Source organism: Nocardioides candidus, from assembly GCF_041321175.1.
GTDB lineage: Bacteria > Actinomycetota > Actinomycetes > Propionibacteriales > Nocardioidaceae > Nocardioides.
Genome location: NZ_JBGGWC010000008.1, coordinates 1 through 16,488 on the forward strand (window position 1 = coordinate 1; position 16,488 = coordinate 16,488).

General features: G+C 72.1%; 11 protein-coding genes. 3 read left to right on the plus strand and 8 right to left on the minus strand.

Translation table 11 applies throughout. The features are described from left to right. Positions 1-407: 407 nt before the first annotated feature. From ACAX67_RS21615 to ACAX67_RS21640, 6 genes are all read right to left on the minus strand, one after another. Entirely contained in the window at positions 408-5,945 is a 5,538-nt protein-coding gene (locus ACAX67_RS21615) for an IPT/TIG domain-containing protein (RefSeq protein ID WP_370705979.1), read from the minus strand. A 311-nt stretch (positions 5,946-6,256) separates the two neighbouring features. After that, entirely contained in the window at positions 6,257-7,399 is a 1,143-nt protein-coding gene (locus ACAX67_RS21620; protein WP_370705980.1) for an acyl-CoA dehydrogenase family protein, read from the minus strand. A gap of 10 nt (positions 7,400-7,409) precedes the next feature. Further along, on the minus strand, positions 7,410-8,558 hold the full coding sequence (locus ACAX67_RS21625) for an acyl-CoA dehydrogenase family protein (protein ID WP_370705981.1): 1,149 nt from the start codon (positions 8,556-8,558) through the stop codon (positions 7,410-7,412). A gap of 76 nt (positions 8,559-8,634) precedes the next feature. Beyond that, complete coding sequence (locus ACAX67_RS21630) at positions 8,635-8,796, minus strand: hypothetical protein (RefSeq protein ID WP_370705982.1); 162 nt, start codon at positions 8,794-8,796, stop codon at positions 8,635-8,637. Between the two features lie 313 nt (positions 8,797-9,109). Beyond that, complete coding sequence (locus ACAX67_RS21635; RefSeq protein ID WP_370705983.1) at positions 9,110-9,958, minus strand: DUF72 domain-containing protein; 849 nt, start codon at positions 9,956-9,958, stop codon at positions 9,110-9,112. Between the two features lie 28 nt (positions 9,959-9,986). Continuing rightward, a complete protein-coding gene (locus ACAX67_RS21640) occupies positions 9,987-10,295 on the minus strand; it encodes a response regulator transcription factor (protein ID WP_370705984.1) in 309 nt (102 codons plus the stop codon). An 86-nt stretch (positions 10,296-10,381) separates the two neighbouring features. Here ACAX67_RS21640 and ACAX67_RS21645 point away from each other — a divergent pair, with 86 nt between their 5' ends. Further along, positions 10,382-11,350 carry an NAD-dependent epimerase/dehydratase family protein gene (locus ACAX67_RS21645; RefSeq protein WP_370705985.1) on the plus strand — a complete coding sequence of 323 codons (969 nt, stop codon included), beginning with the start codon at positions 10,382-10,384 and terminating at the stop codon, positions 11,348-11,350. Between the two features lie 35 nt (positions 11,351-11,385). Continuing rightward, positions 11,386-12,468, plus strand: a complete 1,083-nt coding sequence (locus ACAX67_RS21650) for a DNA adenine methylase (RefSeq protein ID WP_370705986.1) — start codon at positions 11,386-11,388, stop codon at positions 12,466-12,468. On the opposite strand, the gene ACAX67_RS21655 is transcribed toward ACAX67_RS21650, so the two are convergent. Together ACAX67_RS21655 and ACAX67_RS21660 are read right to left on the minus strand one after the other, a co-directional pair. Next, entirely contained in the window at positions 12,462-13,283 is an 822-nt protein-coding gene (locus ACAX67_RS21655; RefSeq protein WP_370705987.1) for a hypothetical protein, read from the minus strand. The genes ACAX67_RS21650 and ACAX67_RS21655 overlap by 7 nt on opposite strands. A 20-nt stretch (positions 13,284-13,303) precedes the next feature. Beyond that, a complete protein-coding gene (locus ACAX67_RS21660; protein WP_370705988.1) occupies positions 13,304-14,731 on the minus strand; it encodes a serine/threonine-protein kinase in 1,428 nt (475 codons plus the stop codon). 101 nt (positions 14,732-14,832) lie between these two features. Here ACAX67_RS21660 and tyrS point away from each other — a divergent pair, with 101 nt between their 5' ends. Beyond that, positions 14,833-16,104: a tyrosine--tRNA ligase gene (gene tyrS, locus ACAX67_RS21665; RefSeq protein WP_370705989.1), complete on the plus strand. Its 1,272-nt coding sequence runs from the start codon at positions 14,833-14,835 to the stop codon at positions 16,102-16,104. The last annotated feature ends 384 nt before the right edge of the window (positions 16,105-16,488 follow it).

Here is a 16,488-nt window from a genome sequence, read left to right on the forward strand (position 1 = left end):
TCTGACTCCAGCGCGACCGGCCTACATCCCAACGCCGGCTCTTCGGACAAGCCACTCCACGGACCCGCCACCCAGCACCCTAAACCCGCGCTCCCGAAGGTGTCTTGACACAGAAGGGAGCCAATAGCGGGCGCTTCGGACAAGGGATGACCCCCGAGGCATCACGGCGCTCCGTGGGCGCTCCTCGGCTCGGATTAGGAGCCCCTCGAGCGCGTAGGCCCTGGTCGGCGCAGGGAGGGGTCGAATCCCGCTCAGCGGAGGGGCATTCTGCCGAGAACGGATGCCGACCCATCCGGACCCTCTCGGACCCCTCTTCGACCGGGCCGGATCTCTCATAATCCTTGGGTCGTGGGTTCGAGCCCCACCCGCCCTACCTCGACGGGCATCGTCATCTCGGTGCTCGTGCGTCAGCGCCAGACCTTGGCGTAGTCGATGGTGTACGTCGCGGGCAGCGGCGTGTCTGACGACACCTGGTTGATCCCGGACAGCGTGCCCACTCCCATGTTGAGGATCATGCTGAACGGTTGGTCGAACGGTTGCGGGGAGAGGAGCCCCAGGGGGTTCCACGAACGCTCGAAGCACATCGCGCCGTCGATGAAGAACCGGACCACGTGGGGGTACCACTCCATGGTGTAGGTGTGGAAGCTGCTCGGCGTGCTGACCTGGCAGCCCCAGCCGGTGTCGTCGGCGCTGTCCCCGACGTAGTGGAGGGTCGGGAGCGCGTAGGTGGACGCGTTCGACCACCACTCCGCGATGTCCAGCTCGCCCGATGCCGGCCAGAGGCCGTAGGTGTTGTTGGCGGGCATCGCCCAGAACCCGCCGTGGAGGCCGGCGACGGTGACGTCGGGATACTTCGCGCGGATCTCGAACCGGCCGTAGGTCTGGGAGAACTTGCCGCGTGTGCCGACCATGCCGCCGCTGTACGGCGTCGAGAAGGCTCCCGTCGGGCTGTCGCACGCGATGTCCTGCGACTCGCGGCGCGTGGTGAGGAGGAGCTCGCCGTCGCGGACGGCGATGTTGTCGGGCGAGTCCACGTAGCAGGTCTCGTCCGTCCTGACCCCGGAGAGCGCCGTCTGCTGGAGGATCCACTTGGTGGGGTCGAGGGACTGTCCGTCGAAGTTGTCGACGAACGAGCAGGTCCAGGTGCTGCCGTCGTCCTTGACGAGAAGGTCGCCACAGGCGTCCGGCGGATCGGTGTAGGTGAACCGGTCGACCCCCGCCGCCGCGGCCGCGGGCGAGCCGTCCGCCGTCGTCACCCGGACGGTGCGGGGTCCGGTGTCCGTCGCGGCCGGGGAGGTGGCGGTGATCCGGTTGGGCGAGTCCACGGTGAAGCTGGTGGCGGGACCCGCGTCGCCGAAGGTGACGTCGGTGGCGCCGGTGAACCCGGTGCCGGTGATCACGACGTTCGTTCCGCCGCCGATCGGACCCGCGGACGGGGCGATCCGCGTGATCGCGGCGGTGTAGGTGAACAGGTCGGTGTCCCCCTCCGCGCTGGGACCGCCTGCGGTGGTGACGGTGATGTGGCGGACCCCGGTGTCGGCGGCGGCCGGTGCGGTGGCGGTGACCTGGGTGGGGGAGTCGACGGTGAAGCTGGTCGCGGGTCCGGCAGCGCCGAAGGTGACTGCGGTGGCGCCGGTGAGGTCGGTGCCGGTGATCACCACCGTCGTACCCCCGGTGGTCGGACCCGCGGACGGGGCGATCGCGGTGACCGTCGGGGCCGCGGTGTAGGCGAACCGGTCGGCGTCGACTTCCGCGCTGGCACCTCCTGCGGTGGTGACGGAGACGTGGCGTACGCCGGCGTCGGCCGCGGCCGGCGCGACGGCCGTGATCCGGGTGGCGGAGTCCACGGTGAGGCTGGTGGCGGGACCGGCGTCGCCGAAGGTGACCTTGGTGGCGCCGGTGAGATCGGTGCCGGTGATCACCACGGTCGTGCCACCGGCGGTGGGTCCCGCAGCGGGGGCGATGCCGGTGACCGCAGGTTGCGCGGTGTAGACGAACCGAGCGTCGTCGAGGTAGGCGCTGAGCCCGCCGACGGTTGTGACGGTGATGGCGCGGGGCCCGGTGGTGGTCGAGGGGGGTGCGACCGCGGTGATCTGGGTGGCGGAGTCCACGGTGAAGCTGGTGGCGGGCCCTGCTGCGCCGAAGGTGACCGCGGTGGCGCCGGTGAGGTCGGTGCCGGTGATCACGACCGTGGTGCCGCCGGCGGCCGGGCCGGCTGCGGGTGCGATGGCGGTGACCGCGGGCCTGGGGGCGGTGTAGGTGAACCGGGCGGCCTCGAGGAAGGCACTGACACCCCCGGCGGTGAAGACGGTGACCGTGCGGGGCCCGGTGGTGGTCACGGGGGGTGAGACCGCGGTTATCTGGGTGGCGGAGTCCACGGTGAAGCTGGTGGCGGGCCCGGCGGAGCCGAAGGTGACCTTCGTGGCGCCGGCGAGATCGGTGCCGGTGATGACCACGGTCGTGCCTCCGGCGATCGGCCCCGACGACGGCGCGATGCCCGTGACCGCAGGTGGCGCAGCGTAGGTGAACAGGTCGGCGTCGACCTCGGCGCTGGTGCCGCCTGCGGTGGTGACGGTGACGTGGCGGGCGCCGGCCTCGGCCACGGCCGGAGAGGTCGCGGTGATGCGGAAGGCGGAGTCGACGGTGAAGCTGGTAGCGGGACCCGCGCTCCCGAAGGTGACGTCCGTGGCGCCGGTGAACCCGGTGCCGGTGATCACCACCGTCGTGCCGCCCGCGGTCGGGGCGGCCGTCGGTGCGACCCTGGTGACCGTGGGGACCGCGGTGTAGGTGAACCGCGCGGCGTCGAGGTAGCCGCTGACGCCGCCGGCCGTGGTGACGGTGACGAGGCGGGGCCCGGTGGCGCTCGCGGCCGGTGAGGTCGCGGTGATCTGGGTGGCCGAGTCGACGGTGAAGGCGCTGGCGGGACCGGCGGAGCCGAAGACGACGTTGGTGGCGCCGGTGAACCCGGTGCCGGTGATGACCACGGTCGTGCCGCCGACGAGCGGGCCCGCTGCGGGCGCGATCGCCGTGACCGCGGGCTTCACGGCGGTGTAGGTGAACCGGTCGGCGTCGACCTGGTCGCTGGTGCCGCCTGGGGTGGTGACGGTGACGTGGCGGGCGCCGGCCTCGGCCACGGCCGGAGAGGTCGCGGTGATCTGGGCGGGGGAGTCGACGGTGAAGGCGCTGGCGGGACCGGCGGAGCCGAAGGTGACGTCGGTGGCGTCGGTGAGGTCGGTGCCGGTGATCACCACGGTCGTGCCGCCGACGAGCGGGCCCGCTGCGGGCGCGATCGCCGTGACCGCGGGCTTCACGGCGGTGTAGGTGAACCGGTCGGCGTCGACCTGGTCGCTGGTGCCGCTCGCGGTGGTGACGGTGACGTGGCGGGCGCCGGCGTCGGCGGCGGCCGGTGCGGTGGCGGTGATCTGCGTGGGGGAGTCGACGGTGAAGCTGGTGGCGGGCCCCGCTGCGCCGAAGGTGACGTCGGTGGCGTCGGTGAGGTCGGTGCCGGTGATCACCACGGTCGTGCCGCCGGTCGTCGGTCCCGAGGCGGGCGCGATGCCGGTGACGGCCGGGGGCGCGGTGTAGGTGAACCGGTCGGCGTCCACCTGGTCGCTGGTGCCGCTCGCGGTGGTGACGGTGACGTGGCGTACGCCGGCGTCGGCCGCGGCCGGTGCGACGGCCGTGATCCGGGTGGCGGAGTCGACGGTGAAGCTGGTGGCGGGCCCCGCTGCGCCGAAGGTGACGTCGGTGGCGCCGGTGAGGTCGGTGCCGGTGATCACGACGGTCGTGCCGCCGGTCGTCGGGCCCGAGGCGGGCGCGATCCCGGTGAGCGCGGGCCTGGGCGCGGTGTAGGTGAACCGGTCGGCGTCCACCTGGTCGCTGGTGCCGCCTGCGGTGGTGACGGTGACGTGACGTGCGCCGGCGTCGGCGGCGGCCGGTGCGACGGCCGTGATCCGGGTGGCGGAGTCCACGGTGAAGCTGGCGGCGGGACCCGCGTCGCCGAAGGTGACCTTGGTGGCGCCGGTGAACCCGGTGCCGGTGATCACCACGGTCGTGCCGCCGGCGGTGGGGCCCGCGGCAGGTGCGATCCCGGTGACCGTCGGGGTCGCGGCGTAGCTGAATCGTGCGGCATCGAGGTAGGGGCTGGTTCCGCCGACCGTGGTGACGGTGACCAGGCGGCGCCCTGTGGTGGCCGCCGGGGGCGAGACCGCGGTGACCTGCGTGGCGGAGTCCACGGTGAAGCTGGTGGCGGGCCCCACGTCGCCGAAGGTGACCTTGGTGGCGCCGGTGAACCCGGTGCCGGTGATCACCACGGTCGTGCCGCCGGCGGTCGGACCAGCGGCAGGTGTGATGCCGGTGACTGCGGGCCGGGCTGCGGTGTAGCTGAACCGCGCGGCGTCCAGGTAGGGGCTGGTGCCGCCGACCGTGGTCACGGTGACGAGGCGGCGCCCGGTGGTGGGCGCGGGGGGTGAGACCGCAGTGACCCGCGTCGGGGAGTCCACGGTGAAGCTCGTGGCGGGACCGGCCGAGCCGAAGGTGACCTTGGTGGCGCCGGTGAACCCGGTGCCGGTGATCACCACGGTCGTGCCGCCGGTGGTCGGACCCGCGGCAGGAGTGATGCTCGTGACCGCGGGCCGGGAAGTGGTGTAGGTGAACCGGGCGGCGTCCAGGTAGGGGCTGGTCCCGCTCGGCGTGGTGACGGTGACGAGGCGGCGCCCCGTCGTGGCCGCCGGGGGTGAGACCGCGGTGACCTGCGTGGGGGAGTCCACGGTGAAGCTGGTGGCGGGACCGGCCGAGCCGAAGGTGACCTTGGTGGCGCCGGTGAACCCGGTGCCCGTGATCACCACGGTCGTACCGCCGGCGGTCGGGCCCGACGACGGTGCGATCGCCTTGACGGCGGGGACCCGCTTCCACTGCGCGTAGGCGGTGATCCCGACCGGCGTGCCGTCACCACTGGAGCCGGGCAGCACACTCGTGGCGGTCACCCGGGTGCCGGTGCCGTCGGCCGCCGAGTTCCAGCCGGCGAAGGTCGCGCCCGGCTCGGTCGGGTTCGGCGGAAAGCTGCGAGCGCCATGGGTCACGGTGTCGGCGAACACGGTGACCGGGGCCGGAGGCGTGGACCCGCCCTGGGTGTCGAACGTGAGCGCATAGTGCCGGCCGGTCACGGCGACGCCTCCGCCGGTGGCGTTCGCGGTCGGCAGCAGCATCCGCCCGCGGTTGTCGATCTGGCCCGCGCCGGTGATGGCGGCGTACGTGGCCCCAGGTCCGGTGGAGCCGTCGATCTCTCCGGTCCGGACGATCGAGATCTCGGGACCGGCACGTGAGTCCGGCACCCTCACGAAGCCCGAGGGCAGCCGCAGCACCCCTCCGCCGACGAGCAGGGAACCGAACGACGAGCCGCCGTCCCCCGGGCCGACCGCGGAGCTGCCACTGGAGTCAGCGCTGTTGACGGTGGCGGCGGTGACGGTGCCGCCGTTGATGACGGTGGTCCCGCCGTCCGCGGTGCTGCCGCCGCCGATGCCGGCTCCGTGCAGGCCGCCGGTGGCGGTGACGATCCCGCTGTTGACCGTGAAGGTGGCGGCTGTGTTCTGGATGCCGGCGAGGTCGGACGTCTCCCCGGCGTCAGCGATCAGGGCGCCGCCGGTGCCGGTGTCGACGACCGTCAGTGCACGAGTCCTGTCGATGACCACGTTGCGGACGGTCAGGTCGTGCCCGGCCAGGTCGAGAACCGCATGACAGGCGACTTCCACCTGGTCGGCCGGAGCAGTGATGTCCTCCGCGACGGTGATCGCGGTGGGGGCCGTGCGCGTGCCGGTGCACGTGTCTCCCGCAGCCTGCAGCTCGCCGATCGTGCTGACCGAGCTGTCGTCAGGTGCGGCCGCAGCGTCGAAGGCCCCCCACCTGATCGACGTCAGGACGACGGCGAGCATCAAGGCGCCCGCCATCCGGCGGCGAGACCTGTGTGCTGGCAGAGAACGCACGAATCAGAACCCCCACGTGGACGACAGCTGCAGGGCCGCGCACTGGCCCGTGCAGGGGGGAGACCCCCGTGCCCGCCAGTGCTCCTCTCCCTGAGACCGACCGTAACGAGGTTCCCGCCCGGATCGAACGGGAGATCGTCCACAGTTCGCTAGTCACGAAGGGCCAGGTCGGATGTCCTGCCGCCGACGGAACATCGGGTCGACCGGCCTCGGTCGATCGCCACCGCTCCACGGCCTCCAGGGGCGGCGGACGCACCGGCAGCCGTCGTCGCTCGTCAGGCGACGTCGAGGGGGTCGATGTCCTCGTGGTCCATCAGGGTCGCGTCGAGCGTCCTGAGGTGGTGGCTGCCGTCGCCGAGCAGGTGGTCGAGCACCGTGAGGTGAGCGGTGATCATGCCGACGTTGTACTCGGCGGTCATCGCGATGCCACCGTGCAGCTGGATCGCCTCCTGCCCGACGTGACGCCCGGCCCGGCTCACCTGCAACGACGCACGTGCGGCGGCCTCGGCCACGGTCGCCGTGTCGCCCACCGCCACGGTCATGGTCGCCCAGTCGACCATGCTGTGGGTGAGCTCGAGGCTCACGTACATGTCGGCCGCTCGGAAGGTCAGCGCCTGGAAGCTGTTGAGGGTGACGCCGAACTGCTTGCGGCTCTTGAGGTAGTCGGTGGTCGCGGCCAGCTGCGTCTGCATGGCGCCGAGGGCCTGGTTGGCCGCCATGATCCGGGTGACGTCCTGGACCGCCGCGATGTCGACGGTGGCGTCGCCGTCGGCGCCGAGCGGGGTCGAGGCCGTGCCCTCGAAGGTGACGCGCGCGGCGCGCCCGCCGTCGGGGAGCGGATAGCCCTCGACCTCGATGCCGGAGGCATCCGACGGGTCGACCACGAACAGGCCCGTGCCGCCCTCGGGAAGCGCAGCGCTGACGATCAGCCGGTCGGCCCGCGCTCCTTGGAGGACTCCGTCCTTGACGCCGGTGAGGTTGCCGTCGGCGTCGGCGCTGACGTCGTGGGCCTCGGCGCTCCAGCGCCGCCCGGGCTCGTCGTGGGCGAACGCGAGCACCAGCTCGCCGGACGACAGGCCGCCGAGCAGCTCCTGCCGCTGCTCGGTGCTACCGCGCCGGGCGACCAGGCCGCCGGCGAGCACGACCGACCCCAGGTAGGGCTCGGGTGCGATCACCCGGCCGAGCTCGCGGCACACGATCCCGATCTCGACCGGCCCGGCGCCGGCACCGCCGTCGTCCTCGCTGAAGGGGAGCGCCAGCAGGCCCATCTCGGCCATCCGGCCCCAGAGCGCCTCGTCGAACCCGGGGTCGCCCTTGGTCGTCTGCCGGCGGTGCTCGTAGTCGGCGTAGGCCTTGCCGACCAGTCCGCGCACGGCGTCGCGGAGGGCGGTCTGCTCGTCGTCGTACGTGAAGTCCATCGTCGGCTCCTCAGAGACCCAGGATCGTGCGGCTGATGATCTGACGCTGCACCTCGTTGGAGCCGCCGTAGATCGAGGCCTTGCGGAGGTTGAGGTAGATCGGCGTCGAGCGCCGGTACCAGTCGAGGGTGGCGTCGCCCTCGCCGGAGGCGAGCGTGGCGGGACCGCCGAGGTCGACGACCAGCTCGCTGACGGCCTGCTGCAGCTCGGTGCCCCTGAGCTTGAGCACCGAGCTGGCGGGGTGCGGCTCCCCGTCGGCGGAGTGGGCGGCGACGCGCAGGGCGGTGAGCTCGAGGGCGAGCAGCTGGTTCTCGAGCTCGACCATCCGGGCGCGCAGCAGGGGCTCGTCGGCGAGGGTGTCCTTCGCGAGGTCCTTGGCCCGGGCGAGCACGCGCTTGGTGGCTCCGACGGGCGCGACGCCGACCCGCTCGTTGCCGAGCAGGAACTTGGCCTGGGTCCAGCCGCTGTTGACCTCTCCGACGATGTTGGCGGCGGGCACGCGGACGTTGTCGAACCAGACCTCGTTGACCTCGTGGCCGCCGTCGATCAGCTCGATCGGACGGACCTCGACGCCGTCGGACTCCATGTCGATGAGCAGCATCGAGATCCCGGCCTGCTTCTTCACGTCGGGGTCGGTGCGCACGAGCGTGAAGATCCAGTCGCCGTACTGGCCGAGCGTGGTCCAGGTCTTCTGGCCGTTGACCACCCAGTGGTCGCCGTCGAGGACCGCGGTGGTGCGCAGGCTCGCGAGGTCGGAGCCGGCATCGGGCTCGGAGAAGCCCTGGCTCCACCAGATGTCGAGGTTGGCGGTCTTCGGGAGGAACTCCTTCTTCTGCTCCTCGCTGCCGAACTGCGCGATGACCGGCCCGATCATGCTGGCGTTGAAGGCCAACGGGACAGGCACGCACGCCGCCTGCATCTCCTCGTGCCAGATGTGGCGACGCAGCTCGCTCCAACCGCGGCCGCCCCACTCCTCGGGCCAGTGCGGCACGGCCAGGCCGGCCTTGTTGAGCGTCCGCTGGCTCTCGACGATCTGGTCGCGGGTCAGCTCACGTCCCTCCGCCACCGCGGTGCGGATCTCCTCGGAGACCTCGGTGGTGAAGAACGTGCGCATCTCCTCGCGGAACGCCTGGTCCTCGTCCGACAGGGCGAGCTGCATCCGGTGCCTCCTCGGTGGTCTGCACGTGCTGTGCCCATCTAACCGAACCCGACCTGACGGCGACAGCGCGACCACCTCAGCGCGGTGCGTCCCCTGATGCCGTGGCGCCGGCCCGCCACCGGCGAGCGGCCTCGACGAGGTCGCTCCACCGGCCGCTCGGGCGCGGCTCGGTGGCGCGGAGGGCCTCGAGCAGGCGGGACAGCTCGCCCGGACGCTGCCAGGTGGTGGTCTCAGGCACCGCGCCGCACCTGGGCGTCGACGTCGCGGTCTTCCAACGCTCATGCGCAGCAGCAGGTTCTCGATGAGGTCCTGCTGGACCAGCACGACCTCGACCAGCTCGTCCACGGCCGTTGCGAGCTCACCCCACTGCGCGTCCTCGGCGGGTGCGGCCGCTCCGGGCTCGGGTGAGATGTAGCGGCGCACCCCGGCGATGAGCTCGGCGACGGGATGGGCGCCGGCGGCAGGTGCGTCGGTCATGCGGTCCATGGTGGCCGAACAGGCGCACCAGCGCTGTGGCGCCCGCCTCACCACCTGCCGGATGGTGGCAGGAGTCACGCGTCCTGCCGCGCCGACCCCGCTGGGGGCCGCCGGCCGAGGCGCTCGAGGAGCGAGATCGCGTCGTGCGGAGCCCTCCCGCGCGCGTCGTTGTCGAAGTACACGAAGACGTCCGCCTCGCGCGACCACTCCCGGCACCGGCGGGCCCACTCGTCCAGGGAGGCAGCGCTGTAGCCGCTCGCGTAGAGCTCGGTGTGCCCGTGCAGGCGCACGTGGACCACGTCGGAGGTCACCACGTCGGCCTCGGGCCAACGCCCCGGCGAGTCGGCGACGACCGCGCCGATCCCGTGCTCGCGCATCAGGGCGAACGACTCGTCGCTGCAGAAGCTGCGGTGCCGGAACTCGAGCACGTGGCGCAAGGGCCGGTCGTCGTCGGCCTCGATGAGCACCCGGTCGCCGGCGAGCTTCTCGTCGTGCTCCTGCGCCAGCGCCGCGGCCGCCCCGGTCGTGCGGGGCAGCAGGGCGTAGAAGTCGCGCACCAGCGCGCCGTCGTACTCCAACCGCTCGGGGAGCTGCCAGAGGACCGGACCCAGCTTGGGGCCGAGCGCCAGCACCCCGGAGGCGAAGAAGTTCGCGAGCGGCGTGCGGACGTCGCGCAGGCGCTTCATGTGCGTGATGTAGCGCCCGCCCTTCACCGCGAAGACGAAGTCGCCGGGAGTGGCGTCGCGCCAGGCGGCGTACGACGACGGGCGCTGCAGCGAGTAGAAGGAGCCGTTGATCTCGATGCTCGACATCCGCTCGGCGGCGTAGGCGAGCTCCTGGCGCTGGGGGAGGCCGCGAGGATAGAAGTCCCCGCGCCAGCGGGGGTAGCTCCAGCCGGAGATGCCGACGCGGATCGCACCCATCCGGTGTCGATACCCGCGCGGCGGCGGGTCACTCGACGGTGACGAACCCGCTCCGGTAGGCGGCGATGACCAGCTGGAGACGGTCGCGCACCTCGACCTTGGAGATCAGGCGGGCGATGTGGCTCTTGACGGTGGCCGTGGAGATGAAGAGGGTCTGGGCGATCTCGGTCGTGGACAGTCCGGCGGCGATGCAGTGCAGCACCTCCACCTCACGGCCCGACAGACGGTCGGCCCAGTGGGGCTGCGCGTAGCGGCGGCTCTCGACCTGGTGCACCACCTGGAGATGGCGGCGTGGGGCGGGGTACGACGCCAGCGTGGTGCGCATGCTCTCGGTCATCACTGCTCCTCGAGATGGGGGGATGTCGAGAAACCTACGAAGGTTCGCCCGGGCGCGAATCAGGGATAACCCCCTACTTTGGGCACATGCGTCTTCTCGTGCTCGGTGGCACCGTGTTCCTGTCCCGTGCGGTCGCGACCGAGGCGGTCCGCCGCGGGCACGACGTCGTCTGCGCCTGTCGTGGGGAGTCAGGTGCGGTGCCCGAGGGGGCGGCGCTGGTGCGCTGGGATCGATCGGAGGAGCCGCCCGCCGAGCTGGTGGGTGGCGACCACGACGCCGTCGTCGACGTCTCGCGCCGGCCGTCGCACGTACGCCGTGCCGTGGCGTCCTTCCCCGACGCGCACTGGGTGTTCGTGTCGACCGTCAACGTCTACGCCGACGAGTCGGTCCCCGGTGGGCCCGGCACCCTGCCGCTGCACGACCCGATCACCGACGACGTCGACCTCGCCACCGATCCCGAGGCCTACGGGCCGATGAAGGTGGCCTGCGAGCAGGCGGTCCGCGACGGCGCGGTCTCGGCCGCGGTGGTGCGGCCGGGCCTGATCGTCGGGCCGGGTGACCCCAGCGGACGGTTCACCTACTGGCCGTCGCGACTGGCCGACGCCGGCGAGGTGCTGGCTCCCGGGGTGCCGTCGGACCCGGTGCAGGTCATCGACGTCCGCGACCTGGCCGCCTGGATCGTGACCCTCGCCGAGCAGCACACGAAGGGCGACTTCGACGCCGTCGGGCTGCCGACGCCGATCGGGGACCTCCTGCGTGAGTGCGCCCCGGAGGCGTCCTTCACCTGGGTGGAGCAGGAGTTCCTCACCGCGCAGGGGGTCGACCCGTGGATGGGGCCGGGCTCGATCCCGCTTTGGCTGCCCCGCCCGGAGTACGACGGCATGATGCAGCACCTCGTCCAGCCCTCCCTCGCTGCCGGGCTCGCCCTGCGCCCCGTGGGCGAGACCAGTCGCGACACGCTCGCCTGGCTGCGCGAGCACCCCGACGCACCGGTGAGCGGCATCGGCCGCGAGCGCGAGCGGGAGCTGCTCGCCGCCTGGCACGCCCGCGCCTGACGAGGGGCGGGTCGCTGCCGCCGTACGCTGCGGCTGTGATCAAGTACCTCGGCTCCAAGCGCACCCTGGTGCCGGTGCTCGGGGACCTCGCCGTCGCTGCAGGTGCGCGGACGGCGCTCGACCTCTTCACCGGGACCACCCGCGTGGCGCGCGAGCTGAAGAGCCGGGGGATCCACGTCACGGCGAGCGACCTCGCGACGTACTCCGCGGTGCTCAGCGACTGCTACATCGCCACGGACGCTGCGGACGTCGACGTGGTCGCGCTCGACACCGCGCTCGCCCGCCTCGACGCACTGCCGGGGGAGCCCGGCTACTTCACCGAGACCTTCTGCGAGAGCGCCCGGTTCTTCCAGCCGCGCAACGGCGCCCGGGTCGACGCGATCCGCGACGCGATCGATCGGGACCATCCCTCGGGCGACCCGCTGCGACCGGTGCTGCTGACGGCGCTGATGCTGGCGGCCGACCGGGTGGACTCCACGACCGGCGTCCAGATGGCCTACCTGAAGGACTGGGCGGCGCGCTCCCACCGCGAGCTGCGGCTGGAGCGCCCGGCGCTGCTGCCGGGCACCGGTGCCACCGTGCACGGCGACGCCGACCGGGTCGTCGACGAGGTGCCTGCGGTCGACCTCGCCTACATCGACCCGCCCTACAACCAGCACCGCTACTTCACGAACTACCACATCTGGGAGACGCTCATCCGCTGGGACGCCCCCGAGCACTACGGGGTCGCCTGCAAGCGCGTCGACAGCCGCGACGACAGCACACGCAGCGTCTTCAACAGCCGCCGCACGATGCCCGCGGCCCTCGGCGGCCTGCTGGGACGGGTGCGCGCAGAGGTGGTGGTGGTCTCCTACAACGACGAGTCGTGGATCACGGCGGACCAGATGACCGACATGCTCCGCGCCGCCGGCCACGAGGAGATCCGGTTGCTGGCGTTCGACCGCAAGAGGTACGTCGGTGCGCTGATCGGCATCCACAACCCGGCCGGGCAACGGGTCGGCGAGGTGGGCCGGCGTCGCAACCTCGAGTACGTCTTCGTCGCCGGTCCCCGGGACCGGGTGGAGGCGGCCGCCGTGGCGGCCGCGGCGCGCGAGCCGCTCGCCGCCCCGGTTCAGTAGCGCCGGCCGAGCGGCACGGTCGCGGCGCGCCGCGCCTCCGCAGGCGTGACGGTGGTCATCGACACGAGCACCTCACGTGCCCTGCTCCTGGTGTCGACGGTGAGCACGACCCCGACGTCGCGTGCGTAGTACTTCTGCTCGAGCACGTCCGGCTCGAGCGGTGTCGTGTCGGCGATCTTCACGAGGTGGTCGTAGCTGCCGGCGGGCACCTCCGCCCGCCCGTCGAGCGCGAGGACCTTCCCGTGGTCCTCCGCTACGCCGGACAGGTACTCCTCGCGGTAGGCCTGTCCGACCGTCGGCTCCGCCGGCATGATGATCCCCTCGAGGCCGCCCTTCACACCGGCCTCGAACGAGCCGTCGCGGTTGGTGAGCCTGCCGTCCTCGAACTCCGCGGTGTCCTCGCCGAGGTACCAGACCGTCCCGTCGGCGTCCTGGGCGTACCAGTCGAAGGTGTCCTCGACCACCTGGCCGTCCTCGCTGACGGTGTCGCGGACGACGCGCGCCTCGGCCCCGTCGGCGATCCTGCGCGTCCGGTCGGTGACGGTCATGACGCCCTGCTGGACGGCGCCCTCCTCGTCGGTCTCGCGGTAGGTCCACCGCGTGGCCGGCTTCAGCGGGAACCACGGGTTCGTGATGTCCGGGCTCAGCGCCGCCGCGTCGAGCGGGTACGGCGCGTCCGACTGCGGCAGCGCCGTCGGGGGCGCGGCCGGCGAGTCCTTCGGGACGCGGGCACGGTCGGGCTCGTCGTGCGACGCGCATCCCGGGAGGACGACGGAGAGGAGTACGGCGGCGACCGCCGCCGCGCGACGCGTCATGCCGTCCACGGTACGCCGGCTCAGCCGCTGCTGACCGCGTCGTCGATGAGGAGACCGGCACCGTCCTGCACCAGGTGCAGGGTGACCGTCTCCTCGCGCCTGCCTTCGTGCTGCAGCTCGTAGCGGTAGGTGTAGGTGACCGTGAGGTCCTCGGGGTCGGCCGAGATGTCGATGATCTCGGGGTTGCGCACGGACCCCCAGAACGACGTGTAGTCCGGGCTCCGGTCCTGGTAGGAGGGGGTCAGCATCGCGAAGCCGGCCGAGGGGTCGTCCGCCGCCGTCGAGACGTACGTCGACGCGAAGTCCTCCAGCTCCGACTCGCTCGGGAGGGCGGCGGTCCCGCCGGTGGAGCCCGATCCGTCCGATGACGCGCCGGACCCCCTTCCCTTCGAGGCGGGCGGCTGGTCGTCGCCGTTGCGGGCGAGGAGCAGCACGCCGACGACCGCCAGCACCAGGAGCACGACGGCCCCGACGATCCCGGCGCGCAGCGCTCCCGAGCGGGGCGCGGCCGGCGCGGCGGCGGGACGCATCGGCTGGGTGCGGTCGTCGGGCAGGTCCAGCAGGGGCGGCGGCGTCGTCGGGACGGGCGGCAGGGCAGGGGGCGCCGCCGCAGCGGGGACGGGCGCCGGACCGATGGGCGACGGGCGGCGCCGGCGCAGGTAGTCGACGACGTCGTCCATCGCGGGGCGTCGGCTCGGGTCGGGGGTCATGGTCGCCTCGAGGAGCGGGCCGAGCCACCCGGCGTCGTCGAGCCGGGGCGGAGGCTCGTGTGCGATCCGGTAGAGGATCGCGAGCACCGGGCCGCCGCCCTCCCCGGCCTCGTACGGCGGCCGGCCGTCCAGCGCGTGGTAGATCGTCGTGCCGAACGCCCACACGTCGCTCGCCGGCGTGGCCGAGGCGCCCGTCGCCACCTCCGGCGCCAGATAGGCGGGCGATCCGGTGACCAGCCCCGTCTGCGTGAGGGAGGCGTCCGCGATCCCGCGGGCGATGCCGAAGTCGGACAGCTTCACGGTGCCGTCGGCGGCGATGAGGATGTTGGAGGGCTTCACGTCGCGGTGCACGATCCCGCCTCGGTGCGCGGCGGCCAGCGCCTCCGCCGCCTGCAGCAGGACAGGCGCGGCCTCGTCGGGGGAGAGCCCCCCGCGGGCGCGGACCATCTGCGCCAAGGTGGTGCCGTCGACGTACTCCGTCACGAGCCAGTGGGCATCGCCCTCGTGGACGAAGTCGAAGACCGCGATCACGTTGGGGTGGTTGACCCGGGCAGCGAGCCGCGCCTCCCGTTCGGCGCGGGCCAGCTCGGAGGCGGATGCGCCCGGCGGGAGCCCGATCCGCTTGAGGGCCACGCGACGGCCCAGGAGCTCGTCGCGAGCGAGCCAGACGGCACCCGAGCCACCGCGACCGATCTCGCGGTCGAGGACGTATCGGTCGGCTACCCGGATGCTGCTCATCGCCTGCTCAGCCTACCTATCCTGTTGGGCGGTCCCGGCGTCCATGCGGCACTCTTGGACCGTCACCCCGCCCGCACGAAAGCAGACGAGAGAGGACCACCGTGTCCGTCGATCCCACCCTCCTCGACGACCTGGAGTGGCGCGGCCTGCTCGCCCACACCACGGATCGCGACGCCCTGCGCGCCGCGCTGGGCGAGGGCAGCGTGCGGTTCTACGTCGGGTTCGACCCGACCGCGCCCAGCCTGCACATGGGCAACCTGGTGCAGCTGCTGACGGCGCGACGCCTGCAGGACGCGGGTCACACGCCCTTCGCCCTGGTCGGCGGAGCGACGGGGATGATCGGCGACCCGCGCGACTCGGGCGAGCGGACCCTCAACTCGCTGGAGACCGTGAAGGACTGGACCGAGCGCGTCCGGGCGCAGGTCGAGCCCTTCCTCTCGTTCGATGGCGACAACGCCGCGACGATGGTCAACAACTACGACTGGACGTCGAGCCTCTCGACGATCGACTTCCTCCGCGACATCGGCAAGCACTTCCCGGTCAACCGGATGCTCGCCCGCGACGTGGTGCGGACCCGGCTCGAGGCCGGCATCAGCTACACCGAGTTCAGCTACGTGCTGCTGCAGTCGATGGACTTCCTCCAGCTCCACCGTCAGCACGGAGTGACGTTGCAGTTCGGGGGCTCGGACCAGTGGGGCAACCTGACCGGCGGCGTCGAGCTGATCCGTAGGGCAGACGGTGGCAAGGCCCATGCGTTCGCCACGCCCCTCATCACGAAGGCCGACGGCACCAAGTACGGCAAGACCGAGGGCGGGGCGCTGTGGCTCGACCCGGAGATGCTCTCGCCCTACGCCTTCCACCAGTTCTGGCTCAACGCCGAGGACGAGAAGGTCGGCGAGCTGCTCCGCACGTTCACCTTCCTGTCACGCGAGGAGATCGAGGCGCTCGAGGCCCGGCACGCTGAGAAGCCCTTCCTGCGCGAGGCACAGAAGGTCCTGGCCGACGAGGTCACCACGATCGTCCACGGCGCCGACGAGACCGCGCAGGCGAAGGCAGCGGCCGAGGCCCTCTTCGGGGGAGGCGACATCACCGCGCTGTCGCCGAGCACCATCGCCGCAGCGCTGTCGGAGGCCGGCGCGGTCGATGTCGACACCTCCGCCGGCATCCCCGGCGTCGTCGACCTGCTGACCCTGACCGGCCTGGCCGCGAGCAAAGGCGAGGCACGGCGCACCGTCGCCGAGGGTGGCGTCTACGTCAACAACGTGCGCGTCGAGGACGCCGACCACGTGCCCTCCGAAGGGGACCTCATCGGGGGCTCCTGGCTCGTGCTGCGGCGGGGCAAGAAGCGCTTCGCAGGCGTGCGGATGCGCTGAGTCCGCGCCTCATACGCCCTTGTGGCGCGGGACACACCACCCCGATTTGTGAGCCGCACGAGGGGTGTGTAATGTTCTCCAAGTCGCCAGGGAGCGGCGGGGAGCAAGACTCAGAAGAGTCGGGCTTCCGGCCCCGGGACGACCACCTCACGCTCACCTTCTCGGTGACAACGGCCCAGCCTCGGTTGGTCCGGGCTTCGCCGAGATCGGGACCGCGTGGATCACCAGCGCAGGAAAGACTCCGCAAGGGGAAATCCTGGTGCGTGTGATGTTTGAGAACTCAACAGTGTGTCATGCAATTTATGTCGTTGTGCTTGTTTGTGCAGCGTCTGCATGTGGATCCCTTGTTTGGGGGTTTGTGTGTGGGTGTTGTGGGTTTTTGGC